The sequence below is a fragment of the Chachezhania sediminis genome (assembly GCF_009765275.1).
Lineage (GTDB): Bacteria > Pseudomonadota > Alphaproteobacteria > Rhodobacterales > Rhodobacteraceae > Chachezhania > Chachezhania sediminis.
On sequence record NZ_VOPH01000001.1, the window covers coordinates 923,882 to 950,279 of the forward strand.

Annotated in this window: 25 protein-coding genes and 1 other RNA gene; 7 read left to right on the forward strand and 19 right to left on the reverse strand. The window is 65.8% G+C overall.

Features of this window, described 5'->3' with window-relative positions:
• Positions 1–105: 105 nt before the first annotated feature.
• The gene (gene katG, locus FQK05_RS04370) at positions 106–2,277 is read right to left on the reverse strand and encodes a catalase/peroxidase HPI (protein WP_158964629.1); all 2,172 of its coding nucleotides are present in this window, start codon (positions 2,275–2,277) and stop codon (positions 106–108) included.
• Positions 2,278–2,466: 189 nt separating this feature from the next.
• On the opposite strand from katG, the gene FQK05_RS04375 reads away from it, so the two are divergent.
• The gene (locus FQK05_RS04375; protein WP_158964630.1) at positions 2,467–3,369 is read left to right on the forward strand and encodes a hydrogen peroxide-inducible genes activator; all 903 of its coding nucleotides are present in this window, start codon (positions 2,467–2,469) and stop codon (positions 3,367–3,369) included.
• Between the two features lie 167 nt (positions 3,370–3,536).
• On the opposite strand, the gene FQK05_RS04380 is transcribed toward FQK05_RS04375, so the two are convergent.
• Positions 3,537–3,986: an MmcB family DNA repair protein gene (locus tag FQK05_RS04380; RefSeq protein ID WP_158964631.1), complete on the reverse strand. Its 450-nt coding sequence runs from the start codon at positions 3,984–3,986 to the stop codon at positions 3,537–3,539.
• 125 nt (positions 3,987–4,111) lie between these two features.
• Between FQK05_RS04380 and ssrS the strand changes: the two genes are divergently transcribed.
• A non-coding RNA gene (gene ssrS, locus FQK05_RS04385) (6S RNA) lies at positions 4,112–4,266 on the forward strand.
• Between the two features lie 78 nt (positions 4,267–4,344).
• Here the strand turns inward: ssrS and FQK05_RS04390 are convergent.
• From FQK05_RS04390 to FQK05_RS04415, 6 genes are all read right to left on the reverse strand, one after another.
• Positions 4,345–4,677 carry a hypothetical protein gene (locus FQK05_RS04390; RefSeq protein ID WP_158964813.1) on the reverse strand — a complete coding sequence of 111 codons (333 nt, stop codon included), beginning with the start codon at positions 4,675–4,677 and terminating at the stop codon, positions 4,345–4,347.
• Between the two features lie 120 nt (positions 4,678–4,797).
• Positions 4,798–5,289, reverse strand: a complete 492-nt coding sequence (nusB, locus tag FQK05_RS04395; protein ID WP_158964632.1) for a transcription antitermination factor NusB — start codon at positions 5,287–5,289, stop codon at positions 4,798–4,800.
• A complete protein-coding gene (locus FQK05_RS04400) occupies positions 5,286–5,810 on the reverse strand; it encodes a 6,7-dimethyl-8-ribityllumazine synthase (RefSeq protein WP_158964633.1) in 525 nt (174 codons plus the stop codon). The genes nusB and FQK05_RS04400 overlap by 4 nt, the downstream gene beginning before the upstream one ends.
• 3 nt (positions 5,811–5,813) lie before the next feature.
• Positions 5,814–6,947, reverse strand: coding sequence for a 3,4-dihydroxy-2-butanone-4-phosphate synthase (gene ribB, locus FQK05_RS04405; protein WP_158964634.1), 1,134 nt, complete (start codon positions 6,945–6,947; stop codon positions 5,814–5,816).
• 107 nt (positions 6,948–7,054) lie between these two features.
• Positions 7,055–7,663, reverse strand: coding sequence for a hypothetical protein (locus FQK05_RS04410; RefSeq protein ID WP_158964635.1), 609 nt, complete (start codon positions 7,661–7,663; stop codon positions 7,055–7,057).
• Entirely contained in the window at positions 7,663–8,259 is a 597-nt protein-coding gene (locus tag FQK05_RS04415) for a riboflavin synthase (RefSeq protein ID WP_158964636.1), read from the reverse strand. The genes FQK05_RS04410 and FQK05_RS04415 overlap by 1 nt, the downstream gene beginning before the upstream one ends.
• Positions 8,260–8,503: 244 nt before the next feature.
• Here FQK05_RS04415 and FQK05_RS04420 point away from each other — a divergent pair, with 244 nt between their 5' ends.
• The 3 genes from FQK05_RS04420 (at position 8,504) to FQK05_RS04430 (ending at position 13,054) form a co-directional block, all read left to right on the forward strand.
• The gene (locus FQK05_RS04420) at positions 8,504–9,796 is read left to right on the forward strand and encodes a capsule biosynthesis protein (protein WP_158964637.1); all 1,293 of its coding nucleotides are present in this window, start codon (positions 8,504–8,506) and stop codon (positions 9,794–9,796) included.
• 89 nt (positions 9,797–9,885) lie between these two features.
• Positions 9,886–11,025, forward strand: coding sequence for a polysaccharide biosynthesis/export family protein (locus FQK05_RS04425; protein WP_158964638.1), 1,140 nt, complete (start codon positions 9,886–9,888; stop codon positions 11,023–11,025).
• 4 nt (positions 11,026–11,029) lie between these two features.
• Positions 11,030–13,054, forward strand: coding sequence for a capsular polysaccharide biosynthesis protein (locus FQK05_RS04430; RefSeq protein WP_158964639.1), 2,025 nt, complete (start codon positions 11,030–11,032; stop codon positions 13,052–13,054).
• 138 nt (positions 13,055–13,192) lie between these two features.
• On the opposite strand, the gene ribD is transcribed toward FQK05_RS04430, so the two are convergent.
• Together ribD and nrdR are read right to left on the reverse strand one after the other, a co-directional pair.
• The gene (gene ribD, locus FQK05_RS04435) at positions 13,193–14,299 is read right to left on the reverse strand and encodes a bifunctional diaminohydroxyphosphoribosylaminopyrimidine deaminase/5-amino-6-(5-phosphoribosylamino)uracil reductase RibD (RefSeq protein ID WP_158964640.1); all 1,107 of its coding nucleotides are present in this window, start codon (positions 14,297–14,299) and stop codon (positions 13,193–13,195) included.
• Positions 14,296–14,766: a transcriptional regulator NrdR gene (nrdR, locus tag FQK05_RS04440; RefSeq protein ID WP_158964641.1), complete on the reverse strand. Its 471-nt coding sequence runs from the start codon at positions 14,764–14,766 to the stop codon at positions 14,296–14,298. The genes ribD and nrdR overlap by 4 nt, the downstream gene beginning before the upstream one ends.
• A gap of 211 nt (positions 14,767–14,977) precedes the next feature.
• On the opposite strand from nrdR, the gene FQK05_RS04445 reads away from it, so the two are divergent.
• Complete coding sequence (locus FQK05_RS04445; protein WP_158964642.1) at positions 14,978–15,184, forward strand: hypothetical protein; 207 nt, start codon at positions 14,978–14,980, stop codon at positions 15,182–15,184.
• 10 nt (positions 15,185–15,194) lie between these two features.
• Positions 15,195–16,196 carry a DUF6976 family protein gene (locus tag FQK05_RS04450; protein ID WP_158964643.1) on the forward strand — a complete coding sequence of 334 codons (1,002 nt, stop codon included), beginning with the start codon at positions 15,195–15,197 and terminating at the stop codon, positions 16,194–16,196.
• Between the two features lie 20 nt (positions 16,197–16,216).
• On the opposite strand, the gene FQK05_RS04455 is transcribed toward FQK05_RS04450, so the two are convergent.
• From FQK05_RS04455 to FQK05_RS04495, 9 genes are all read right to left on the reverse strand, one after another.
• Positions 16,217–16,645: a secondary thiamine-phosphate synthase enzyme YjbQ gene (locus FQK05_RS04455; RefSeq protein ID WP_233270354.1), complete on the reverse strand. Its 429-nt coding sequence runs from the start codon at positions 16,643–16,645 to the stop codon at positions 16,217–16,219.
• A gap of 4 nt (positions 16,646–16,649) precedes the next feature.
• Positions 16,650–17,096: a hypothetical protein gene (locus tag FQK05_RS04460; RefSeq protein WP_158964645.1), complete on the reverse strand. Its 447-nt coding sequence runs from the start codon at positions 17,094–17,096 to the stop codon at positions 16,650–16,652.
• Between the two features lie 173 nt (positions 17,097–17,269).
• On the reverse strand, positions 17,270–17,671 hold the full coding sequence (locus tag FQK05_RS04465) for a hypothetical protein (RefSeq protein ID WP_158964646.1): 402 nt from the start codon (positions 17,669–17,671) through the stop codon (positions 17,270–17,272).
• Positions 17,672–17,863: 192 nt separating this feature from the next.
• Positions 17,864–19,849 (reverse strand): RNA polymerase sigma factor RpoD, encoded by a 1,986-nt coding sequence (rpoD, locus tag FQK05_RS04470; RefSeq protein WP_158964647.1) that lies wholly within the window; start codon positions 19,847–19,849, stop codon positions 17,864–17,866.
• A 441-nt stretch (positions 19,850–20,290) separates the two neighbouring features.
• Complete coding sequence (gene dnaG / locus FQK05_RS04475) at positions 20,291–22,261, reverse strand: DNA primase (RefSeq protein WP_158964648.1); 1,971 nt, start codon at positions 22,259–22,261, stop codon at positions 20,291–20,293.
• A gap of 40 nt (positions 22,262–22,301) precedes the next feature.
• The gene (locus FQK05_RS04480) at positions 22,302–22,610 is read right to left on the reverse strand and encodes a hypothetical protein (protein ID WP_158964649.1); all 309 of its coding nucleotides are present in this window, start codon (positions 22,608–22,610) and stop codon (positions 22,302–22,304) included.
• Positions 22,611–22,655: 45 nt separating this feature from the next.
• A complete protein-coding gene (locus FQK05_RS04485) occupies positions 22,656–23,210 on the reverse strand; it encodes a sarcosine oxidase subunit gamma (RefSeq protein ID WP_158964650.1) in 555 nt (184 codons plus the stop codon).
• Complete coding sequence (locus FQK05_RS04490; protein ID WP_158964651.1) at positions 23,203–26,127, reverse strand: sarcosine oxidase subunit alpha family protein; 2,925 nt, start codon at positions 26,125–26,127, stop codon at positions 23,203–23,205. Before FQK05_RS04490 ends, FQK05_RS04485 begins: the two co-directional genes overlap by 8 nt.
• On the reverse strand, positions 26,124–26,384 hold the full coding sequence (locus FQK05_RS04495; protein ID WP_158964652.1) for a sarcosine oxidase subunit delta: 261 nt from the start codon (positions 26,382–26,384) through the stop codon (positions 26,124–26,126). The genes FQK05_RS04490 and FQK05_RS04495 overlap by 4 nt, the downstream gene beginning before the upstream one ends.
• Positions 26,385–26,398: the final 14 nt, after the last annotated feature.

Genomic DNA, 26,398 nt, shown 5'->3' on the forward strand with positions numbered 1-26,398 from the left:
CGTCCCGCATCCCCCCTTCCAGGGCCAGGGGCCCGAAAAAGAAGATGCGCGCGGCAGCGGGCCGCGCGCATGGGTATTCGTCGGCTGCCCCCGAAGGGGCGCAGATCAGGCGATGTCGAACCGGTCGGCGTTCATCACCTTGGTCCAGGCGGCAACGAAATCCTTCACGAACTTCGCGGCATTGTCGTCCTGGGCATAGACCTCGGCATAGGCGCGCAGGATCGCGTTCGAGCCGAACACCAGATCGACGCGGGTTGCGGTGAACTTCACGTCGCCGGACTTGCGGTCCCGGATTTCATAGGTGCCGCCGTCGACCGGTACCCACTTGTAGGCCATGTCGGTGAGGTTCACGAAGAAATCCGTCGTCAGCGCGCCGACACGGTCGGTAAAGACACCGTGGGCCGAGCCCCCGTGGTTCGTCCCCATCGCCCGCATGCCGCCGATGAGGCAGGTCATTTCCGGCCCTGTCAAACCCATGAGCTGTGCACGGTCGAGAAGCATCTCTTCCGGCGTCACGACATAGTCCTTCTTCAGCCAGTTGCGGAACCCGTCGGCCAGCGGTTCAAGCACATCGAAGCTGTCGGCATCCGTCTGCTCGTCCGTCGCGTCGCCGCGGCCGGGGGCAAAGGGCACCTCGATGTCGAAACCTGCCGCCTTGGCCGCCTGTTCCACGCCCACGTTGCCGGCCAGGACGATCACATCCGCGATGCTGGCGCCGGTTTCCGCGGCGATGGGTTCAAGCACCGACAGGACCTTGGCCAGGCGGGCCGGTTCGTTGCCTTCCCAGTCCTTCTGCGGCGCCAGACGGATCCGCGCACCATTGGCGCCGCCCCGCATGTCGGACCCGCGATAGGTCCGGGCGCTGTCCCACGCGGTCGAGACCATCTCGGCCAGGCCGAGGCCCGAGGCCGCGATCTTCGCCTTCACCGCCGCCACGTCATAGCCGGTCGGGCCCGCCGGAATCGGATCCTGCCAGACCAGGTCTTCCGCCGGCACGTCGGGGCCGACATAGCGGGCCTTCGGCCCCATGTCGCGGTGGGTCAGCTTGAACCAGGCGCGGGCGAAGACCTCGTCGAAATACGCCGGATCGGCCATGAACTTCTGGCAGATCGCGTTGTAGATCGGGTCGACCTTCATCGCCATGTCGGCGTCCGTCATCATCGGCATCACGCGGGTGGTCATATCGGTCGGGTCGACCGGCATGTCCTCTTCCCTGATCGAGACGGGCTTCCACTGGTTGGCGCCGGCAGGCGACTTCGTCAGTTCCCATTCGTGCCCGAACAGCATCTCGAAATAGCCCATGTCCCAGGTGGTGGGCCGGGTCGTCCAGGCGCCTTCGATGCCAGAGGTGACGGCATTGGTGGCCGCGCCCTTCAGGTTGGGGTTCACCCAGCCAAAGCCCTGATCCTCGATCCCTGCAGCTTCGGGCTCGGCCCCTAGGGTGGCTGCATCGCCGTTGCCATGGGCCTTGCCGACCGTGTGGCCACCGGCGGCAAGCGCCGCGGTTTCCTCATCGTTCATGGCCATCCGGGCAAAGGTCTCGCGCACCTGCAGGGCGGTCTTTGCCGGATCCGGCTGGCCGTTCACCCCTTCCGGGTTCACGTAGATGAGGCCCATCTGCACGGCTGCAAGCGGGTTTTCCATCGTGTCGGGCTTGGACACGTCGTCATAGCGATTGTCCGACGGTGCCAGCCATTCGCGTTCCGCGCCCCAGTAGGTGTCGATTTCCGGGTGCCAGATGTCCGACCGGCCGAAGGAGAAACCAAAGGTCTTCAGACCCATCGATTCATAGGCCATCGTGCCGGCCAGGATGATCAGGTCGGCCCAGCTGACCTTGTTGCCGTATTTCTTCTTCAGCGGCCAAAGCAGACGCCGCGCCTTGTCGAGGTTGCCGTTGTCGGGCCACGAGTTCAGGGGCGCAAAGCGGATGTTCCCCGCCCCGCCACCGCCACGGCCGTCTGCCAGGCGATAGGAACCGGCCGAATGCCAGGCCAGCCGGATCATCAGGCCGCCGTAATGGCCCCAGTCGGCCGGCCACCAGTCCTGACTTTCGGTCATAAGCGCCTTCATGTCGGCCTTCAGCGCTTCGAAGTCGAGCTTCTTGACCTCTTCGGCATAGTCGAAGTCCGCGCCCATCGGGTTCGTCTTCGTGTCATGCTGATGCAGGATGTCCAGGTTCAGGGCACTGGGCCACCAGTCCATAACGGTGGTCCCTGTCTCGGTCATGCCGCCATGCATCACCGGGCACTTGCCTGCGGGGATATCGTTTCCGTCCATTTCGTCCTCCGAAAGAGCTGCGTGTTTGCGTAGCCTGGGAAAGCACGCCGACTGTAAATCCGCTGTGTGAAGGTCTCACCGCGGCCCGTCCGGCCGGCGTCGCTCCGTCTCCTCCCATGAACCTAGAGATAGCCGGTCAAAGCGATAATGCAAAATTGCATTTTCCGAATTCTGTGATAACTCAGGATTATGAGCAGACTGTCGATGAAGCATCTCCGCTATTTCGAGGCGCTGGCGCAGCGGCAGCATTTCGGCCGCGCGGCCGAAGATTGCGCAATCTCACAACCGGCAATGTCGGTGCAGATCAAGGAATTGGAAGAACTGATCGGCGCGCCGCTGGTCGAACGCAGCGCCCGCAAGGTGCACCTGACCGGGTTGGGAGAGCTGTTTGCCGAACGGGCCCGCGCCATCCTTCGGTCGGTGGACGAACTGGAGGATCTGGGCCGGGCCAGCGCGGGACCGCTGGCCGGTCGGCTGCGAATCGGTATCATTCCAACCATTGCGCCCTACCTTCTTCCGGACATCATCAAGGCCCTGGGAACGCATTATCCCGAACTGGACCTTCGCCCGCGCGAGACGGTGACCCAGCGCCTGATCGAGGACCTGTCCGAGGCGCGACTGGACGTGGCCATCGTGGCGCTGCCGATCTCCGAGCCCTTTCTGCGGGAGGTGGCGCTCTTCGACGAGGAATTCATCCTTGTCCGCCCGGCCGAGGACGCGTCGAAGCCGGTGCCCAGTGCCGAGATGCTGAAGACCATGCGCCTGCTGCTGCTGGAGGAAGGCCACTGCTTCCGCGACCAGGCGCTGTCGTTCTGCAACATGGGGCCGTCGGTACAGGGGGAACTGATGGAGGGCAGCTCGCTCTCGACGCTGGTCCAGATGGTCGGCGCGGGTATCGGCGTGACCCTGATCCCGGAAATGGCCGTGCCTGTGGAAACGCGATCCTCTCCCGTCTCCGTGGCCCAGCTGAGCCCTGTGCCGCCGAAACGGACCATCGGCATGGTCTGGCGGCGGACCAATCCCCTGTCGGATCAGCTGACCCGGATCGCCGACATCGTGCGAGAGGTCGGGCTGGCGAAGCAGGCATCCTGACGAACGCCCCTGGTTCAAGCGTCCCGCCCTTCCGCACGCCGGGTAGCGGTCCAGCCTCCCCCGGATCGACCACATGTGCGGCCACTTCGCGACAACTTCGCGGGCCGCCGCTTCCCTTCGGATTTTTCGTCAGATGTTCCGCCTGCCCGGGCCCGGGGCAATGCGCCCTAACCCAGCCCGAAGAACCCCGGATCGCGCAGCGCATGAAGGCGCCTTGCGGCGTGGGTCGCGAACTTGCGGGTCACGACCGTGCGCCGCGCCCCGGCCAGCTTGTGTTCCGGGGCCATGCGGATGATTTCCGCATCATAGGCGTCACCGATCATCAACCCCGTCTCTTCCGGCAGAAGGTCCGTCGGGAAATCCAGGTCGACCGCCCAGAAATACCGGTCGCACCAGTCCAGGTAGCCCTGCCACTTCGCATCCGACATGAAATCGGCCCGCCCGGACTTGCATTCGATCACCCAGATCTCGCCCTTGGGGCCCAGCCCCATCACGTCGACACGAAGCCCGCGGGACGGCACGAACTCTTCGACCGTCGCAAAGCCAAGGCTGGCCAGGTGGCGCGCCACGCCGCGCGCAAGCTTCTGTCCGGGTTGCAGGTCAAGCATCACAGGCATAAATGTGAACAATAGGTGAACAAAAATCAACCGGCAAATCCGGACCCCGGTCCGGCACATCGTTGAAATTCCGGGACGGCGCGGGCTTGATCGGACGGGGGCGCAGGTCTATCTGTTGCCGGTGGCGGTTTCTGCCCCTCTCGTGAAGGGTTTGTATTCCGGTGGCCTTAAGCATTTCCGAGGGAGCTGGCTCTGTTCAGATCCTGGTCTGAGTACCTGGCGCCCACCTGTATATACAGGTCCTCGGGAATCGTAACCCAACGGTCGCGGCGGTTCCGTCACGCCTTAGCACGCACGAAATGAAAAACGCCGGCCCTTCAAGGCCGGCGTTTTCGTCAAATCCGTTGCGATCAGGCGCTCAGCGACGGCGCTGAACGAACCGCTGTGCGTTGTTCTGCTTGCGTGCGGTGGCTTCGACGCGCACCGGCTGCAGGTCCATGATCTTCATGCCGCCGCGCGGGGTATCGTCGCGCTGCGCCATCGACATGATGCGATACGCGAACTGGACGCCTGCGAATACGATGCCGTTCATGAACCACAGCATGAAGACAGCCAGCCAGCCGGCCGAAGACCCGGCGACCAGATCGCCCAAGCCGCCAAGGCCGCTCCACAGCAGGACACCGACGAAAACTGCAGCAATCCCGAAGCCGATCGCGACGCTGCGAATGTAAAGCTTGATAAGTTCCGGCATGATCATCCCTATCATCCCCAGTCACCTTACAAGATGGGCCCGAACAGATAGGAATTCCAGAATTCTTTTGCAAAACTTGCCGCACCGGCGGCGGAATGCCGCGCGGTTACGCAAATTGCCTCAGAAAGCCTCGGGCCGGGCCTCGCGCGCCATGTGGTCCAGCACGGCATTGACGAAGCGGGGCTCCTTCCCTTCCGGGAAAAAGGCGCCGGCAATGTCGACATATTCGGTGATGACCACCCGCGGCGGCGCTTCGCCGTCGATCAGCTCGGCCCCCGCGGCACGGAACAGGCCGCGCAGGGTAGGATCGATCCGCGCGATGGGCCATTTCGCGACCAGCGCCCGGTCGGTCATCTGGTCGATCCGGGCCTGGTGATTCACCGCGTCCTCGACCAGCTTCCGGAACAGCGTGGAATCGCCTTCCTGGAATTCGCCTTCCTCGTCGTAGACGGCGCCAAAGCGATGATCCAGGAATTCCACGATCACCTGGTTGGTGGTCTGGCCGCTGGCTTCCATCTGGAACAGCGCCTGCACGGCGTAAAGCCGCGCGGCCGACCGCATCCGCCGCTTCTGGTTGCCGGACAGGGCAGGCTTCGGTTCCGTGTCGGTCATGCGATCTGCACCGGTTCGCCCGCCGGGCGGAAGCCCATGCAGGACGTGGGCCTGCCCCATTTGCGCGACAGCGCCACCAGATGCAGCGCGGCCGCCGCGGCCCCGCCGCCCTTGTTCTGGTCTGCCGGATCGGCGCGCACGACCGCCTGCTGGCGGTTTTCGACCGTCAGGATGCCGTTGCCGATGCAAAGACCCTGCAGGCCCAGCAGCGTCAGCCCGCGGCTGGAATCGTTACAGACCGTGTCATAATGCGTGGTTTCGCCCCGAATGACGCAGCCCAGGGCCACGTAGCCATCGAAGTTCGATGTGCGCTCGGCGATACCGATGGCCGTCGGCACTTCCAGCGCGCCCGGCACCTCGATCAGGTCCCAGGTGGCACCGCAGGCCTCGATTTCCGCCTTGGCCCCCGCGATCATGTCGTCGGCGATGTCCTTGTAATACGGCGCCACGACGATCAGCACCTTCACGGGCGCATCGAAGGTCGGACGCGGCAGGATGTAATGGGTTTCGTGTCCGGCCATGGCTCAGTCGCTCTCCTTCAGGCTGGCGATACGGCGGGTGCCGACGATGTCGAGCCCGTAGGCTTCAAGGCCCACGACATTGGGCGCGGGCGAATTGGTCAGCAGGACCAGTTTCGACAGGCCCAGCGACGTCAGGATCTGCGCGCCAAGACCGTACTGGCGCAACGTATGGGGCGACACCTCGCCCCCGGTCACCAGCTTCATGTGCAGGTCGCGCAGCAGGACGACGACGCCCCGCCCTTCGGCCGCCACCAGTTCCATCGCGTCCTCGAATTCATGCGCCCTCGCGGCGCCGCCCAGACCGGCAATATCCTGCAGGGGCGACAGCGCGTGCATCCGCACCAGCACCGGTTCGGACCCCGAAATGTCGCCCTTGATCAACGCGATATGTTCGGCGCCCTGCGTCTCGTCCACGAAGATCCGCATTTCCCACTCGCCGCCGAAGGCGGACGCGACGGTGCGCGTTTCCTCGACCTTGACCAGGTTGTCGTGCTTGCGCCGATAGCTGATCAGGTCGGAAATGGTGCCGATCTTCAGCCCGTGCCTCTGCGCGAAGGACACCAGGTCCGGCAGGCGGGCCATGGTCCCGTCCTCGTTCATGATCTCGCAGATCACGCCTGACGGGTTCAGGCCGGCCAGGCGGGAAATGTCGACCGCGGCCTCGGTATGGCCGGCGCGGACCAGCACGCCGCCTTCGCGCGCGCGCAGCGGGAAGACATGGCCCGGCGTGGCGATGTCGGCCGCCCCCTTGGACGCGTCGATGGCCACGGAAATCGTGCGGGCACGGTCATGGGCGGAAATGCCGGTGGTCACGCCTTCCCGCGCCTCGATCGAGGTCGTGAAGGCGGTTTCGTGGCGCGACGAGTTCTGGATCGACATCAGGTTCAGACCCAGCTGGTCCACCCGCTTGCCTTCCATCGACAGGCAGATCAGGCCACGGCCATGGGTGGCCATGAAGTTGATCGCGTCGGGCGTGGCCATCTGCGCGGGAATGACCAGATCGCCTTCGTTCTCGCGGTCCTCGTGGTCGACCAGGATGAACATCCGGCCATTGCGGGCGTCCTCGATGATCTCCTCGACCGAGGAGATGGCATCGCGCCAATCGGATTCAACGGGTCCGGGCTTTTCATAGATCATCGGCTGAGTCCTCGGGTCAGGTTGCGCGCGGAATAGCGGAGTGACGCCGCCTTGACCAGACAGACCTGACGACACGGCAATCCCGGGCGCCGCGATCCGTCGCAGCGTCAGATCGGCGTCGGCGCCGCCCGGTGCGGGAAATAGCGGTCCGCGGACAGATAGCCGGCGGCGCGCAGGGCCGCGGTCCAGTCTTCCTCCAGCGGCGCATCGCCGACGATCACAAGCCGGTTTCCGGATACGCGGTGGGCGCGGGCAAAGTTTTCCAGACGGATACGGGTATCGGACCAGCTCTCGGACAGGCGGGGTGCGGTGCCCGCGGCATCAAGCACCGGGTTCGCGGCCGCGACCTCGCCCGGTTTCAGCGGGGCATGGACCAGCGCCAGCCGGGCGGCGTGCTGCACCGTTTCCAGCACCTGGCGTTCCGGCGCGGGCATGGTCACGCCGCGGCGATAGGGATCCAGGATGCCCAGCGCGTTCGACGAAAACAGCAGGCCCAGGATGTCCTGCCCGGAATACTGCCGGAAGCTGGCATAGGTCTTGTAGTCCATGCCCAGTTCCGCCGCGCGCTTCACCCGCATCCGGACCACCATCAGCGGCACGGCATTGGGCAGCAGCTTCTGCTGTGCCCGGCGCCACATATAGGTTCGGTAGGTATGGCCGCCGTCCAGGGTCGGCCCGCCGTTGTGTCCGATGCCCGCAGCAGTCTTTTCTGTCATCATCCGGCCTCGTTCAGGCGGGCGACATAGCGCGCCAGGGTATCGATCTCGAGATTGATCATCTGGCCCACGGCCACCTCGCCCCAGATCGTCACGTCCTTGGTGTGGGGGATCAGGTTCACGCCGAAACAGTTGCCGTCGACCTCGTTCACCGTCAGCGATGTGCCGTTCAGCGCGACCGATCCCTTGGGTGCTATGAACTTCGCCAGTGCCTCCGGCGCCTCGAAGACGACGCGCGTGCTGTCGCCCTCGTCGGTGACCGAGATAACCTCGGCCGTACCGTCCACATGGCCCGATACGATGTGCCCGCCCAGTTCGTCGCCGACGCGCAGCGGCCGTTCCAGGTTCACGCGTGTGCCTTCGGCCCAGCCGGTGTTGCCGCCGATATTCGTCTTCGACAGGGTTTCGGCGCTGATGTCGACCTCGAACCAGTCGGGGCCAAGGGCCACCACGGTCAGGCAGACGCCGTTGTTGGCGATCGATGCGCCCATGTCGATCCGCGTCGTGTCATAGGCGGTCTTGATCCGCGCCCGCAGGTCGCCGCTTCTGGTCAGCTCCGTGACGGTGCCGACATCGGTGATGATCCCTGTGAACATGGTCTCTCTCTCGCTGGTCCGGAACGAAACCGACATAGCCCCGCCCCGCCCCCCGGGCAAGAGAGCGCCGCGCGCCTGTCGCACAGGGCGCGGCGGCATTTCGACAGGTCTGACCGGTTTCCGGCGACAATTGTCCGCATCGGCAAATGGCCCGTCGCATGGCAAGCTTGCCTTTAGGCGCGAATTGCAGCACCGGTTGTTAACGAGTTAGGAAGACGTTCTTCCGAAAGGTACGGACACACGAATGATCCCGGCGACCCCAGATTCGCGCAGGATCCTGTTCCTGCAGGGACCGCACGGCCCATTCTTTTCGGGTCTGGCGAAGATGCTGCGCGTGGCCGGGGCCCAGGTGTGGCGCGTGGGCTTCAATGCCGGCGATGCAGCCTTCTGGCGTGGCAGCGGCAGCTACATCCCCTATCGCGGCACGGTCGAAGAGTGGCCCCAGGCCATCGACGCCCTTCTGGACAGTCACGGCATTACCGATATCGCACTTTACGGCGACACCCGTCCTGTCCATGCCGCCGCGGTCGCGGCCGCGAAGGCCCGGGACCTGCGCATCCACGTGTTCGAGGAAGGCTATCTGCGCCCCTACTGGGTGACCTATGAACGGGACGGGTCGAACGGCCATTCCCGGCTGATGGACATGGACGTGGCCGAGATGCGCCAGGTGCTGGAACGTTCCGACCCCGAGGCGCCGTTGCCGCCGTCCCACTGGGGGGACATGTCCAGCCACATCTTCTATGGCGCGGCCTACCACTGGTTCGTGATGTTCCTGAACCGCGGCTACCGCAATTTCCGCCCGCATCGGGAACTGTCGGTGGCGCGCGAACTGCGCCTGTACCTGCGCCGCCTGGTCATGCTGCCCTTCCACGTGATCACCTGGCGGATCCAGGCCCGGCGGATCAAGCGGGGCGGTTTCCCCTATCACCTGGCGCTGATGCAGTTGGAACATGACAGCAGCTTCCGGGTCCATTCCCCCTTCTCTTCCATGCAGGACTTCCTGGAAGAGGTAATCGGCGCCTTCGCCGAGGGTGCCCCCCGACACCACCACCTGGTGGTCAAGGCGCATCCGCTGGAAACCGGCCGTGTGCCCCTGCGGCGCGAGGTATTGAAGCTGGCGCGCAACCTGGGCGTGGCCGACCGGGTGCACTATCTGCACGGTGGCAAGCTGGGGCGGCTTCTGGACGATGCACGCTCGGCCGTGACGGTGAATTCGACCGCCGGTCAACAGGTCCTGTGGCGCGGCATCCCGCTAAAGACCTTCGGACGGGCGGTCTATTCCAAGCCGGAATTCGTTTCGGATCAACCCCTTGATCAGTTCTTCGCGGGCGCGACACGCCCCGATGCGCGGGCCTACAAGGACTATCGCCGCTACCTGCTGGAAACCAGCCAGGTGCCCGGCGGATACTATTCGCATTCCGGCCGGCGGCAGCTTCTGCGCCATGTCGTGGACATGATGCTGGCCGATGAAGATCCCTATGACGCGCTGAAATCCGGAACGGCAGCACCACGGCAACACTTGCGTCTGGTGAAGTAGCCGAATCGCGCCGGGACTCTAGATTTTTCTTCCCGATCAAGTTAAAAAAATAAAAAAATAGACCGGTCTCTGGTCAAGGAGTACGAGCAGTGAATCTCCAATATTCCCGGCAGGCGAAATGTGTCCTGCGTCTGGGCGTTGCGACCTTCGCCGCCTGTTTTCTGTCGGCCTGCGGATTGCCCAGTTCCGGCCCCACGAAGGGCCAGATCTATGCCGGTTCGGTCCAGCGTCAGGGCGACGCCTTCGTGATCGAGGTGAACGACCGCGTCACCCGTGCCACCGCCGTGGCCCCGGCGCTGACCTTTTCGCAAAAGTTCACCGGCGCGTCACAGCTGACCTCGGACATCATCCGGCCCGGCGACACGCTGGGCCTGTCGATCTGGGAAAATGTCGACAACCCGCTGATGGGCGACCTGAGCCCGACCCAGCTGAACGAGGTGCAGGTCGACAGTGCCGGCAATGTCTTCGTGCCCTATGCCGGGCGCCTCCATGCCGCCGGCAACACGCCCGAGGCGCTGCGCCTGCTGATCACCCAGCGCCTGGAAGAACAGACCCCCGATCCGCAGGTCGAGGTGCGCCGCCTGGCCGGCGACGGGTCCAGCGTGACGATGGTGGGCGTCGTCGGCGCGCAGGGCGTCTATCCGATCGAACGGTCGACCGGCACCCTGTCGTCGATGCTGGCCAAGGCGGGGGGCGTGTCGGTCAACCCCGAAGTGGCCGAGATCACGGTCTTCCGCGGCAGCCAGAGCGGCAAGGTCTGGCTTCAGGACCTGTTCAACGACCCGGGCCTTGATATCGCGCTGCGCCCCGGCGACCGCGTCCTGGTCGAGGAAGACACCCGCGCCTTCACAGCGATGGGCGCCACCAGCAGCCAGGCCCGCGTGCCCTTCGGGTCCAAGAACCTGTCGGCGCTGGAAGCGCTGGCCCGTGTGGGCGGCCTTGTGCCCGTCTCCTCGGACCCGACCGGCGTCTTCGTCTTCCGCAACGAACCGGCCGAAATCGCGGGCGCCGTGCTGGGCCGGAACGATCTCGTCGGTGCGCAGCGCATGGTCTATGTGCTGAACCTGAAGGAACCCAACGGCGTCTTCCACGCCCGGGACTTCGTGATCCGCGACGGCGACACGCTCTACGTCACCGAAGCGCCGTTCTCGCAATGGACCAAGTCGATCTCGCTGGTGACGGGCTCCCTGACGCCCATCGCGAATGTCGAAACCCTGACCGGCAACTAAGGTCGTGGCACGGGGTGCGCGGACCCCGCCGGAGGGACGTCTTTTCGTCTACAACGGCGGGTTCCTGACCCAGTCCCGCGTCCGTCGGATCCTGTCCCTGGCGGGTTTCGACCTGCGCCTGGGCCTGCCCGGCCCCGGCGACAGCGTTGGCCTTTGGGGGGCCAGCCCCACCGCATGGCGCGGCACCGCCGTGGCGCGCCGGCGCCACGTGCCCCTGGTCCGGGTCGAGGACGCCTTTCTCCGCTCGCTCCTTCCCGGCCGTGCGGGAGAGCCACCCCTGGGCCTGACCGTCGACCGGACCGGCATCCATTTCGACGGCCGCCAGCCTTCGGACCTGGAAACGCTTCTGGCCGCCCATCCGCTGGACGACCCCGCCCTGCTGACCCGCGCACAGGACGGCATCGCACGGATACGCGAAGGCCATCTTGGCAAGTATTCCGCCTTCGATCCCGGCCTGCCCGGCCCCGTACCGGGCTATGTCCTGCTGATCGACCAGACCGCGGGCGATGCCTCGCTCCGGGCCTCCGGGGCAGACCGAACCACGTTCCACCAGATGCTGGCAGCCGCCCGCCGCGATCATCCGGACACACCGATCCTGATCCGGACCCATCCCGAAACCCGCGCCGGGTTCCGGCCCGGCCATTTCGATGATCGGGATCTGCCCGGCGTCACACTGCATACCGCACCGGTCAGCCCGTGGACGCTGATGGAAGGGGCGGTCGACGTCTACACCGTGTCGTCCCAGCTGGGGTTCAAGGCGATCCTCGCCGGGCATCGCCCCCATGTCTGGGGCCGGCCCTTCTATGCCGGCTGGGGCCTGACCCATGACATGCAGCCCCTGCCCCGCCGTGGCCGCGCGCTGAGCCCGGAACAGCTCTTCGCCGCGGCGATGATCCTCTACCCGCTGTGGTACGATGCGTTCCGCGACACCCTCTGCCCGTTCGAAACCGCGCTGGACAATTTCGAGGCCGCGACCCGCGCCTGGCGCGACGACCATTCCGGCTGGATCGCCAGCGGCATGAGGCTGTGGAAACGCCGGCCGCTGAACGCGATGTTCGGAAGCGCCAGGCGCATGATCTTCACCGATGACCCGGCGCGGGCAAAGGCCCTGGCGAACGCCACCGGCCGCCGCCGGATGGTCTGGGCGGGCAAGGCCGGACCGGAACATGACGGCGCCGTGCGGGTCGAGGACGGCTTCCTCCGCTCTCGCGGTCTGGGCGCCGAACTGGTTCCGCCCCTGTCACTGGTGCTGGATCCGGACGGGATCTATTATGACCCTTCAGGCCCCAGCCGCCTTGAAACCCTGATCGCGTCCCGCAGCGTGCTGACGCCCGGTCAGCGCAGCCGGGCCCAGGCGCTGATCGCCCGGCTGACCGATGCCGGGCTCAGCAAGTACAACACTGGATCGCCGCCGCCCGATCTGCCGCGCGGCCACCGGATCCTTGTCCCGGGCCAGGTGGAAGACGACGCATCGATCCTTCGCGGCACCGGCGATATCCGCACCAACCGCGCCCTGCTGGAGGCCGCGCGTGGCGCGCATCCCGGGGCGGTCCTGATCTACAAACCCCATCCGGATGTCGAGGCCGGTCTGCGTGCCGGCAGGATCGACGCGACCGGGTTGGCGGAGGTCACGCTGACCGCCACCGATCCGGCCCGCCTTCTGGACGACATCGACGAGGTCTGGACCATGACGTCGGCCCTGGGGTTCGAGGCGCTTCTGCGCGGCCGCCCCGTGACGACCCTGGGCGCGCCCTTCTATGCCGGCTGGGGCCTGACGACGGACCTGGGCCCGGTGCCGGATCGCAGGCAGGCCGCGCTGAACGGCCGGACGCTGGACCTTGCCGGCCTCGTCCATGCCGCACTGATCGACTATCCCCGCTACCGCGATCCGGTGACGGGCCAGCCCTGCCCGGTCGAGGTCATCGTGGACAGGCTGACCGACGGGACGGTTCCGCTGCCCGGCCCGATGAACCGTACACTGTCAAAGCTGCAAGGTCTTTTCGCCAGCCGCGCCCATCTCTGGCGCTAGACGCCGCACGCCCACCGGAAAGCCGCCGGACCGCGCGAGCTGCCGACGGCGGAACCCGCCAGGGGCCGGCGGCGCTCTGACCGGGGCGGTCGGGCGGGGGCGGCGCGCACCGTCCGGGGTCGGACGCATTCGCGACCTTCAGTGCCCCCGCACCCAGCGGTGCATCAGGTCCGGTCCCACGGCCCGAGTCTCGATCAGGGTAAACCGCGGGGCATCTTCCAACCGGCCCAGCCCCAGCGCCCCGATCGCCGGAAGACCTTCGGCGCCGATGGCGAATCCGGCCGAAAACACGACCAGTTCGTCCACCAGGTCAGCCTCCATCAGAGACGCGGCCAGCGCACCGCCGCCTTCGCAGAAGACCCGCGTGATCCCGCGCCTGCCCATCTGTCCCAGCACGTCGTTCGGGTCCAGCTGCCCGCCCTTCACACCGCAGGGCAGCAATTCCGCGCCCAGCCCCTGCCAGGCCGCGATCCGTTCGGCCGCAGCCCCCGGCCCGTGGCACAGCCAAACAGGGATGTCGCGCGCCGTCCGCGCCAACTGGCTCATCAGCGGCAGGTCCAGGTGGCGGGACACGACGACGCGTACCGGTTGCCGGTCCACGCCCATGTCCCTGACCGTCAGCGACGGATCGTCGGTCCGGGCCGTGCCCGCGCCCACCATCACCGCATCATGCCGGGCGCGCTGGCCATGGACCAGCCGCCGGGCTTCGGGCCCCGTGATCCACTTGCTCTGCCCTGTGGCCGTCGCGATGCGACCGTCCAGAGATCCCGCCAGTTTCAGCGTGACCATCGGCCGCCCCTGCTCGGTCCTCAGGAAAAAGCCCACGTGATCCCGCGCCGCCTCGGCCGCGAGTACGCCCTGCGTGACCTCGATGCCCGCAGCTTCCAGCATGGCGAAACCCTGCCCCGCGACCCGGGGATCGCTGTCATGCAGCGGCGCCACGACGCGCGCGACGCCGGCCGCAATCAGCGCCTCGGCGCAGGGCGGGGTCTGGCCGTGATGGGCGCAAGGTTCCAGCGTGACATAGGCGGTGGCCCCGCGCGCGGCCTCGCCCGCCTGGGCCAGGGCAACAGGTTCGGCATGGGGCCGGCCGCCATCGGCAGTGGTTCCGCGGCCGACGATGCGGCCGTCCTTCACGATCACACAGCCCACGGCCGGGTTGGGCCAGGTCCGGCCCATACCGCGCCGGCCCAGGCCCAGGGCCATCGCCATGAACCTACGGTCGTCCTCGGCGCTGGCCGTCATGTCTCGGACTGGTGGTCGGGCGGCCGCAGCTCTGCGACGAAATCCTCGAAATCCTCGACCGCCTGGAAATTCTTGTAGACGCTGGCAAAGCGCACATAGGCCACGGTGTCGATGCGCGACAGGGCTTCCATCACGATCTCGCCGATCTTCTTCGACGGGATATCCGTGTCGCCCATGCTTTCCAGACGCCGCACGATGCCGGAAATCATCTGGTCGATGCGCTCGGGCTCGATCGGGCGTTTCTGCATGGAAATCCGGATCGACCGTTCCAGCTTGTCACGGTCGAATTCCTCGCGCTTGCCGGATGTCTTGATCACCACCAGATCGCGCAGCTGCACACGCTCGTAAGTGGTAAAGCGGCCGCCGCAGGCAGGGCAGAAACGCCGCCGCCGGATCGCGACGTGATCTTCCGCCGGGCGGGAATCCTTCACCTGAGTGTCGATATTCCCACAGAACGGACAACGCATTCCCAGTCCCCTTTGTCTGCCATTCCCGCCACTTGAGGCTGTCCCCGGTGGTCTTGACGACCACTATAGGGGAACCGCGACAGCTTGGGTAGTGGGCGGTTGCCACAACTACATGCTGCATTCGCATTCCGCCCGGCCCGGATGGAAACCTTTCTTTACACAGTTCCTGCTATCGCTCGGCCCGGAAATCGGAAGGAAAGCGACACAGCCGATGACGACACCTTCGGACGACGTGCTGACGCGCACGATCCTGGGCGACAAGGAACTGAAGGGGGCATCCCTCGCGACGCGCATCCTGGTCACACATCTGCGGCGCGAAGCGTCGGTCGATCCGGCCTGTCTGCAGGACAAGGTGACCGAACTGCGGGCGTTCTTTGCCAAGAACCCCTTTGCCGTCAACGATCTCCGGACACTCTGAGGAGAGGCCGATGAAAAATGCACTGATGAGCGTCCCGGAAGCCGCCGGCCGTATACGCGCCGGTGCCGTGCTGATGATCGCCGGGTCGGAACAGGCGCTGAAGGCGCTGCCGGCCGGGTCGTGGATCGGCGGGACCAGCGTCTATTTCGTGGCCGCGGACGGCGGCCGGATGGACAAGGACAACGTCTTCGTCACCGAACTGGACATGGCCCGGGACAGCCGCTGCCAGTACCTGTCGACCGGCGACCTGCACAACCTGACCAAAGACCGGTTTGACAGCGGGCTGTCCCTGATCATCCTTCCGGGAATGAGCGCCGCCCACCAGGAATTCGCCCTGCACGGCGCCAGCTATCGCGGGCTGTTCGACGCGCCGCTGATGGGCTGGATTTCCGGCGTCCACCTGGACGACCTGGGAACCGGGGTGCCCAAGGTGATCGACGGCGGGACGGGCCGGATGTACGAAGACGGCGCCGTCCTGCTGCATGTCCGCCTGCCAGCGGGCCAGGTGGCCGATCTCGACATCGTCAACCTCTTCGTCCAGGACAGGTCCGCGCCACGGATCACCTTCGCCCAGGACGGCTTTTCCGCGCATCACGCCTTTGTCGACGGGCAGAAGGTCGATTTTGCGGACTGGGTGGCGCGAAATGGGATCGACACCCAACTGCCGCTGGTCGCCGATTATGCCGGGGCGATGATCAACGTCTCGTTCCAGTCCGTCGATGCCGAAAACGGGCGGGTCGATTTCTACGCCCCCGTGATCGCCGGGATGGAATACCGCCAGGCGAAAAGTCCCGGCGCCTATGCCGATGTCTTCGCCGCCAGCGTCACCGGCGACGGCACGGCAGAGATCAGCTGCAACTGCATCCTGAACTACCTCTACGGGAAGCTGGAAGGCCACACCACCGGCAGCTTCACCGGCCCCGCCACCTTTGGCGAGATCGCCTATATCCTGATGAACCAGACCATGGTCCGGTTGAGCGTCCGGGCAGAACAGGCCAGCCAGGTCGCCTGACCGCCAGGGGCGGCGTGGCGTCAGGCCAGGTGCGCCGCGACCGACCGGGTGTGCGGGCGGTTGCGGTGTTCGAAAAGATAGATGCCCTGCCAGGTGCCAAGGACTGGCGCACCCTCGGCCACCGGGATCGACAGGCTGACCGGCAGAAGGGCGGCCTTGATATGGGCCGGCATGTCGTCCGGCCCTTCCAGCACATGGGTCAGATAGGACATCGACGCATCACTGGCCGGCGGCACCAGCCGGCCGAGCCAGTTCAGCAGATCCACCTGCACGTCCGGATCGGCGTTTTCCTGGATCAGCAGCGAACAGGAGGTATGCCGCACGAACAGTGTCAGAAGGCCGCCACGACAGCCCGACTGACGGACCCATTGCCGGACATGGGGCGTGAATTCGTAAAGACCCGGACCATCGGTCCGGATCTCGAATTCGGTCTGGAACGGACCCGCCACGCGCCTAGTTGACCCAGACGCTGCCGTCCCGTTCATCACCGCAATAGCTGCGGGCGAAGGCGATGGTCATGTTGTCCCCCACCCGCTTCATGTCGAGCGTCAGGCCCGGAGACAGCGCCCCGCTGGGCGGCGGCGCGGCCGAGAACTGGGCGGTATTGCTGCGGTTCTCGGTCTCGCCCAGGCCGCGCGCGCGATACAGGTAGATCCGATGGGATGACGGCAGCTTTTCGACCCGCAGCCCATAATCCCCCGCCGCGCACCACAACTGCGCAGGGCTGGACCCGGCATTGCCCACCACCTCCCAGACGCCCTGCTTGACCGGGTTGACCGTCAGCTGGTTGATGGCAATGAAGGCGGCCGCCACTGTGGGAATGGCAACTGTGGCAATGCCGGCTGTCACGGCAGCCAGGCTGCCAAGGGTGCGGCGCGCACGCGAACGACGAACGTCCATGAACTCGGTCTCCGATTATGTGTCCCGCACATTTAGGGTATGTGCACGCATTTGTCCTCCCCTGCCCGCATCGCCGGCAGGGTTGCTACCGTGGCAACCTGCCGATCGTTTGTCCGGTCCACAACTGTTCCGGCACATTTGGGCCCGACCTGCGCCGTTTGGATCAGCCCCGATCAGATCCCGCCGGTAATGCCCTGGTTGCAGAACTTGCGGGCCATCTGGATCGTCTGGCTGTCGCCCACCACAAAGGAATTCAGGCTGGGGCTGCTTGTGATCGGGGTGATGCCCACCGCCGCGGGATCCAGCGTGAACTGTACAGCGCCCTTGCGTCCGGTCACCTGGCTGGTGCCCATCGTTCGTGCCACATAGATCCGCGCCTGCCAGCTCGCCTTCAGCGTGTCGCGGGCATAGCGCGAGGCGCCGCACCAGATCCCGGCGGTGTCGCCGCTGTTGCGTGCCGTGATCTCGAACACGTTCGGATTGATCTGGTTGGCGGTATAGTTGCTTGCGGCCATCGCCGCCCCGGCAGAGGCCGCGATGATCGCGGCGGCCAGGCTGTATCGAAAAGTCTTCATTGCAATGATCCACGCTTCAGGGAAACTCCATCGCCCGCTTCAACTATAGCGATGGCATGTCCGCCCGGCCACGCAGGTCTATCCCCGGTCACGTCCACGTGAAATCCAGTCAGAAGGTCAGCGTAAGCCAGGATCGATGGGGGCGGCAACGAAAAGGGGGCCGAAGGCCCCCTGATCCTGCCCGCCCGGGCCTTACTGGTCCAGGAAGCTGCGCAGCTTGCGCGACCGGCTGGGATGCTTCAGCTTGCGCAGGGCCTTCGCCTCGATCTGGCGGATCCGTTCACGGGTCACGCTGAACTGCTGGCCGACCTCTTCAAGGGTGTGGTCCGTGTTCATGCCGATCCCGAAGCGCATGCGCAGCACGCGTTCTTCGCGCGGCGTCAGCGACGACAGCACGCGGGTCGTGGTTTCCTTCAGGTTTTCCTGGATCGCGGAGTCCAGCGGCAGAACGGCGTTCTTGTCCTCGATGAAATCGCCCAGCTGGCTGTCTTCCTCGTCGCCGATGGGCGTTTCGAGGCTGATCGGTTCCTTGGCGATCTTCATCACCTTGCGGACCTTTTCCAGCGGCATCTGCAACTTTTCGGCCAGTTCTTCCGGGGTCGGTTCGCGGCCGATCTCGTGCAGCATCTGGCGGCCGGTGCGAACCAGCTTGTTGATCGTCTCGATCATGTGGACCGGAATACGGATCGTTCGCGCCTGGTCCGCGATGGACCGGGTGATCGCCTGACGGATCCACCAGGTCGCATAGGTCGAGAACTTGTAGCCGCGGCGGTATTCGAACTTGTCGACGGCCTTCATCAGGCCGATGTTGCCTTCCTGGATCAGGTCCAGGAACTGCAGGCCGCGGTTCGTGTACTTCTTCGCAATCGAGATCACGAGGCGAAGGTTGGCTTCCACCATTTCCTTCTTGGCCTGACGCGCCTCTTTCTCGCCCTTCTGGACCTGCTGGACGATGCGACGGAATTCGCTGATGTCCAGGCCCACATACTGGCCGACCTGAGCCATGTCGGCGCGCAGCGCCTCGACGTCGGTCGAGGACCGCTCGATGAAAGTCTGCCAGCCACGGCCCGGCTTTTCGGCCATTTCCGCCAGCCAGTTCGGATCCAGTTCGCGGCCGCGATAGGCATCGATGAACTCGCGCCGGTTGATGCGGGCCTGGTCGGCCAGCTTCACCATGGAGCTATCCAGCGCCATCATGCGGCGGTTGATGCCGTAAAGCTGGTCGATCAGCGCCTCGATCCGGTTGTTGTGCAGGTGCAGGCCGTTGACCAGATGCACGATTTCAGACCGCAGCTTCTGATAGGTCGCCTCGTCCTTGGCCGAAAATGACCCGTCCTCGTTCAGCGTGGCCGAAATCCGGCTGTCCTGCATGTCGGACAGCATCTCGTAATCGCCGGCGATCCGTTCCAGCGTCGCCAGGACCTGGTCCTTCAGGGCCGCTTCCATCGCGGCCAGCGACATGTTGGTCTGATCGTCTTCCTCGTCATCGTCTTCCTTGATGATCGGGTTGCCGTCAGCGTCCAGTTCCGGGCCGTTGTCGTTGGCGGGCTTGCGCGCTTCGACCTTGGAACTGTCGACGATGGGCGCATCGGGGCCCACATCTTCGTCCAGCTGGTTGCCGAAGGTGGTTTCCAGGTCGATCACGTCGCGCAGAAGGATGTCTTCGCTCAGAAGTTCGTCGCGCCAGATGGTGATGGCCTGGAAGGTCAGCGGGCTTTCGCAAAGCCCCGCGATCATCGTGTTCCGGCCCGCCTCGATCCGCTTGGCGATGGCGATCTCGCCCTCGCGGGACAGCAGTTCCACCGACCCCATCTCGCGCAGGTACATGCGCACCGGGTCATCGGTACGGTCCAGCTTTTCGGTCTGGGTGTTCGCCAGCGTGACTTCGCGCGCCGTATCGGTCGTGACGACTTCGGTCGAGGCCTTGTTTTCCTCTTCCTCGGCTTCCTCGTCCTCGATGATGTTGATGCCCATTTCGGACAGCATCGACATCACGTCCTCGATCTGTTCGGAACTGACCTGATCCGGCGGCAGCACCTGATTGAGCTGGTCGTAGGTGATGTATCCCTTCTCGCGCGCCTCGCCGATCATCTTCTTGACGGCGGCCTGGCTCATGTCGAGCGAGATTTCCTGTTCCTGCTCTTCAGGTTTGCTGTCGTCGGTATCTTTGGGGGCCATACGGTGCTCCTGCATACGGGTCGGGCGGCGGTGGGCAGAGGATTTGGACATTTAATGTGCCAAGATGGGGCGGACGGTCAAAGCATGCAACACGATCGTCGCTTGCGACCGGTCCGGATCAGGGACGGACTGTGTGTCGGTCTCTTCGTCATGTGGACTTTCTTGCGGCGGATCATCGTTCCATCGGACCTGAAGACCGGTCAGCCGGGATCGGGAACAGGGTGGGCCAAAGCGGCATCTCCGAGGTCAGGACACTAAGCATCACAACAGCTGTTACAACGGACAAAGTCCGCCCGGCATGCGGCGCGGACCTTAAGGATTGCCGCCGGGACTGACGTCCCCGGAAGCGAATCACCCTTCTCGATCCGAATCATGTAGGGCGCCGAACCGATTCGAACACCCTTTAGCGGGACTTTTATTCGGAATCTCTACCAAAGTCGTTCATTTGCCCCTCTTTTCCGGGTCAAGCTGGGACAGAAGCGCCTCGAATCGCTCCTTTTCGGACCGGTCGATCAGGACCCCGTTGGGCGCAACGTCGAAATCGACCGAACCCGCTTCGCGCGGGGTGGCGGCCTTGTGCAGCGCCTGGTTCGCCAGGCTCAGCCGTTGGGTCAGCACCTCGTTCTCTGCTGCGCCGATATCGTGTTCCGCCTCTTCCAGTTCAAGACGGTGACCGCGATCGGCCTCCAGCGTGGCCAGAAGCTCGGCGACGGTCATCTTGGCAACTTCGATATCCTGGCCCGGGCGCAGCGCGGGCAGGATCTTGACCGTCGGATCGTCCAGGATCCGGCCCACCGTCTCACCACAGCCGGCACGGTCCAGATCCGCTTCCAGCTGCGCCGCGTGATCGCTGCACGAGGCCAGCGTCAGCGCCACGTCGTGGTGGCCGGGTTCGCAGAACGAGAAATCCTCGATCCCGTCGGCGAAGACGGACACCAGGTCCGGCCGCCGGATCAGGATGGCCAGGACAGACCGTTCCTTCAGCACTTCGATGTCCCGCTTGCCCACATTGCCGGCCAGAAGGCTGGCCCGCAGGGTCGCCGTGGGGACGGCCGCGGTCTGGGCGCCTCTCTTCTGCCCCCCCCTGCCCGGGACGCCCTGTGGCATCGGCGCTCGGCGGGTCCGGGCGCGGAAGGTCTGCCAGGTCAGGTCCTTCAGCGCCTGGGTATAGTGGAACTGAACTTCCTTCGACTGGATCTTGGCCACCGCGTCCCTCAGGCGGCGGTCGAAATCGGCGCGCGCCTCGGGCGTGTCTACCGGCCCGTGCGCGATTTCCCGGTCGAACAGCATCCTGACCAGGGGAATGGTCTTCTCCAGCACCGCCTGCACGCCCTTGGGGCCCTTGGCCCGGATCAGGTCGTCGGGATCCTGCCCTTCCGGCATCAGCGCAAAGCGCAAGGACTGCCCCGGCTGGATCAGCGGCAGCGCCAGATCCACGACCCGCCGCGCAGCGCGCAGGCCCGCCGTGTCGCCGTCCAGCGCCACCACCGGTTCCGGTGCCATGCGCCACAGAAGCTGCAACTGGGTTTCGGTCACGGCCGTCCCCAGCGGAGCCACCACCGCCTCGAACCCGGCTTCGGACAGGGCGATCACGTCCATGTAGCCTTCGGCCACGATCAGGGGCTGCCCCTTGCCCGAGGCCGCCCGCGCGCGGGAATGGTTGAACAGCGTCCGGCCCTTGTCGAACAACGCGGTTTCAGGCGAGTTCAGGTATTTCGCGTTGTCGTTCGGATCCATCGCCCGCCCGCCAAAGGCGATAGCGCGGCCGCGGACGTCGCGGATGGGAAAGATGATACGGTTGCGGAAGGTGTCATAGGGCTTACCGCCCCGGTTCGACGGCCGCGAAAGCCCGGCGTCGAGGATCTTCTGTTCCTCCACACCCTTGCCCCGCAGGTGGTCCCAAAGCGCCTGCCAGGCATCGGGGGCAAAGCCGATTTCCCAGCGATCCAGCACATCCGCGCTCAGCCCGCGCTTTTCGGACAGGTAGCGGCGCGCCTCGGCCGCGGCCCCCGTGCGCAGTTGCAGGCGGAAGAACTTCACCGCCTCTTCCATCACGTCGACCAGCTGGCTGGACCGGTCCGCCTTGGCCTGCGCCACCGGGTCCGGGGCGGGCATGGTCATCCCGGCTTCGCGGGCCAGAATCTCCACGGCTTCCATGAAGTTCACGTTCTCGGTCTCGCGCACGAAATTCAGCGCGTCGCCCTTCGCGTGGCAGCCGAAGCAGTAGTAATAGCCCTTCTTGTCGTCGACGTGGAAGCTGGCCGACTTTTCCTGGTGGAACGGGCACGGCGCCCACATGTCGCCGCGGCCCTGGTTGGACTTGCGGTTGTCCCACATGACCTTTCGGCCCACCACCTGTGCCAGGCTGGTGCGCGCTCTCAGTTCATCCAGGAAACCGGGGGGTAGCGACATGCTTCAGAATGCGCCCATCGGGGCACCCATGTCGAGTGCGTTACTGTTCGAGGCACAGCTCCAGCCACGCGTCCGCCAGGCTTTCGCGGCGGATCGTGCGCATCTTCTGTTCGTAGACCCAGGGGGTGACCAGCGGAATGGCGTTGTTGTACTGCTCGGGCCAGGTCGGGTTGGTCGCGGCGATCGCGGCCGGCACGTCCTGCTCCTTCACGCGGTTCTTCCGCGCCTCCTGGATCGCGGCCACGACCTGGGACTGGTAGGTGCAGCTTTCCTTCTTTGCGGCGGCCTCCTCGGCCACGGCAGGGACAGCCAGCAGGCTGGCGAGAACAATGGCGGCGGGTCGGAACATGTCTTGGTCTCCGGTCGTCGGGAATCGCTTGGCTCGGACCGGACCTTACAGGCGCGCTGCCACCGCTGCCATGGCCGTCTCGATTTCGTGCACAAGTGTGCCGGCCATCGACCGGAAGGCCATGATGCGATAGCCGGGTCCCTTCGCGTCGTCGTCCCGCGCGATGGAAACCGTCATATGCCCCAGATATGTGCGGATCGCCGCTCCTTCGCCAAAGACGGCGGGGCGCATGTCGACCGGCACCAGCCGGGCCAGAACCTCGTCCGCGCCCTCGCCCGACAGGCGCACCACGGCCCAGGCATCCGACTGGTCGGTCACCGCGGCCACGTTCGCCAGGTCCGCCACCGGGGCCGGGCCGATCAGCAGGTACTGGCCACGGCCGAACCAGATGACCCTGGCGCTGCCGCCGGCCGTGGCCGCGCCCACATCCGGCAGGGACAGGCCGAAGGCTGCGTCCAGCGCCCTGGACAGCGCCGCGTCCTGCCCCGAGAACGGAGCCAGCGCGGTCAGGCTGCCCGGGGTCAGTTCCGTCAGCGTGAAAGGCCCGTGTTCCAAGGGCAAAAGGCCCTGGCACGGGGTCGATGCAACCAGTTCAATCACGGGCGCGCGCTCCTTCCGGGTCGAAGAACACCGGGTTCACCACTTCGCAAAGAGTTTCCAGACCCTTGGTGCGGTCGATCATGCGGATCTTTTCGCCATAGCGGCGCGGTCCGCGCTCCAGAAAGGCCAGCCCGATGGAATGACCCAGCGTCGGCGAATAGCAGACCGAGGTGACATAGCCCTGGTCGTTTTCCGGCTCGATCTTCGCGCCTTCGCGGAAAAGGTGCGCGCCCGAGACCAGTTGCTGCACCTCGCCCACGGGCTTCAGGCCCACCAGTTGCGCCCGTCCTGGGTCCACCAGCCCCTCGCGGGCCGCCATCACCTTGCCGATACAGTCCTTCTTGGCGGAAATCATCCGCCCCATGCCCAGGTCGAAAGCCGTGGTCCGGCCATGGAGTTCCGCGTGGGTCAGAAAGCCCTTTTCGATCCGAAGGACGTTCAGTGCCTCCATCCCATAAAGGCCGCCCCCCATTGCTTCGGCCCTGGCCACCAGCGCATCGAACAGGCTGGCGCCATAACGCGCAGGGACCGCGATTTCCCAGCCTTGCTCGCCCGAGAACGAGATGCGGAAAAGCCGCCCCGTGACCCCGCCGACCGTGACCGGCCCACAGGACATGAAGGGCCAGTCCTCGGCCGTCAGGGTCGTTTCCAGCAGGTCTTCCAGCAGCGGGCGCGATTTCGGGCCGGCAACAGCGAACTGCGCCCATTGTTCGGTGACCGAGATGACCGAGACGTCCAGATCCGGCCGCAGCACCTGCGTGACGAAATCCAGATGTGCCATCACCTGCCCCGCCGCGGCGGTGGTCGTGGTCATGACATAGTGGTTTTCGCCCAGTCGCGCGGTGGTGCCGTCGTCCATGACGAAGCCGTCTTCGCGCAGCATCAGGCCATAGCGGACCTTGCCGACCTTCAGCGTGCTGAAGAGGCCGGTATAGACGATGTCCAGCAGTTCGGCCGCGTCCGGTCCCTGGATGTCGATCTTGCCCAGCGTGGTCACGTCCGAAATGCCCACGGCATTGCGGACATATCCGACCTCGCGGTCGCAGGACTGGCGCCATGTGGTTTCACCAGCCTGCGGGAAATAGGACGGGCGATACCACAGCCCGGCCTCGATCATCGGCGCATTGCGGGCGACAGTGGCAGCGTGGGACGTGGTATAGCGCTGGGGCGCAAAGCCCGAGCCCTTGGATCCCGCCCCCAGCGCCCCGATGGAAATGGGCGAAAACGGCGGGCGGAAGGTGGTTGTGCCGGTTTCGGGAATGCCCCGCCCGGTGGCGTCGGCCAGGATCGCCAGCGCGGCGACGCTGGACATCTTGCCCTGGTCGGTGGCCATGCCTTGCGTCGTGTAGCGCTTCATGTGTTCGACCGACTGATAATTCTCGGTCGCGGCCTGCTTCACGTCCTTGACGGTCACATCGTTCTGGAAGTCCAGCCAGGCACGGCCCTTGCCGGGCACGGCCCACAGGGGGAAGATCCCCCCGGCCTCGGTCCCCGCCTCGGGCAATGTCACATCGGGCGCGGTAAGGCCCAGATCCTCCACCGCCTGTTTCGCGGCCGCGACACCTTCCGCCAGGCAGGCGGCGGTCGAAAAGGCACCGTTGCAGGCGCCGGCGGTGACCATGCCGGGGATGGCGCCCGGCTTCGGCACGAAGGCCAGGATGTCGTCGCGCCAGACCGGGCGGCCGCCCATGTGGCAGGTCAGGTGCACGGTCGGGTTCCAGCCGCCGGACACCGCCAGGCAGTCGGTCATGATCGTGGTCTCGCCCGACGCTGTCCGGTACGTGATCCCGTCCAGCCCCTTGCGCCCGTGGCTGCCGCAGACCTGTGCGCCCCGGATCACGGCGAAATCGTCGGATTTCGGGGCATCGTGGCGCGCGTCAAGAACGGCGTTCACCTTCACGCCCGCCATCACAAGGTCCCGCGCGGTGCGGTGGGCGTCGTCGTTGTTGGCAAAGACGGTGACGTTCCGCCCCGGACTGACGCCCCAGCGGTTCAGATAGGCGCGCACGGCGCCCGCGGTCATGATGCCGGGGCGGTCGTTGTCGCGGAAGGCCACCGGGCGTTCCAGCGACCCGGCCGCCAGCACGGCACGCTTGGCCGCGATCCGCCAGAAACATTCGCGGGGGCCATGGCCCGTCGCGTGGCCCCTCAGACGCTCCAGCGCGCCATAGGTGCCCTGGTCATAGGCGCCGGTGACGGTCGTACGCAGCATCAGGCGGACATTGGGCATGGCACCCAGTTCGGCCCAGAGCTTCGCGGCCCATTCATGGGCCGCCATGCCGTCGATCTCCTCGACTTCCGCCGTCAGCTGGCCACCCGGTTCGGTCCCCTCGTCCGCCAGGATCACGTCGGCGCCGGCCTCGGCCGCCAGTTTCGCGGCCATCAGGCCCGCGGGCCCCGCGCCGATCACCAGCACGTCGCAGAAGCGGAAGCCCTTTTCGCACTCCTCCGGGTCGGTCACGCCTGACAGCGCGCCCAGACCCGCGGCCCGGCGGATCGCCGGTTCATAGACCTTTTCCCAGAAGGCCTTGGGCCACATGAAGGTCTTGTAGTAAAAGCCCGCCCCGAAGAAGGGCGCGGCCAGGTCGTTCACCGAGAGCACGTCGAACCCCAGCGAAGGCCAGCGGTTCTGGCTGGTGACCTGCAAACCCGGGGTCAATTCGACCATCGTCGCCCGTTCGTTGGGCGAGGCATGGGCGCCACTGCCCACCGTGACCAGAGCGTTCGGTTCGGCGCTGCCGGCGGTCAGGATACCGCGCGGGCGGTGGTATTTGAAGGATCGGCCCACCATGCGGACGTCGTGCGCCAGAAGGGCCGAGGCGACGGTATCGCCGGGGTGGCCTTCGTAATGCACGCCGTCGAAGGTAAAGCCGTACCAGGTCGACCGGTCGATGCGGCCCTTGCCCTCGATCCTCATGCCTTGTCCTCCGCGCCGGCCAGGACGGCACCGGTGATCTCGTGCGTGACGGTGTTGCGGCTGACCTTCAACCACGAGGCACAGCCGGCGTGGTGATACCACAGGTCGAGCGTGGGCCCCGCCGGGTTGTCGCGCAGGTGGACATAGTCTTCCCAGGCGTCGGCGCCGGCATCGGGGGCCGGACGGTCAAGGGCTGCACCACGGTAGGTGAATTCGCGGCTGTCGCGCGGTCCGCAGATCGGACAGGGGATCCTCATGGCTGCTCGCTTCG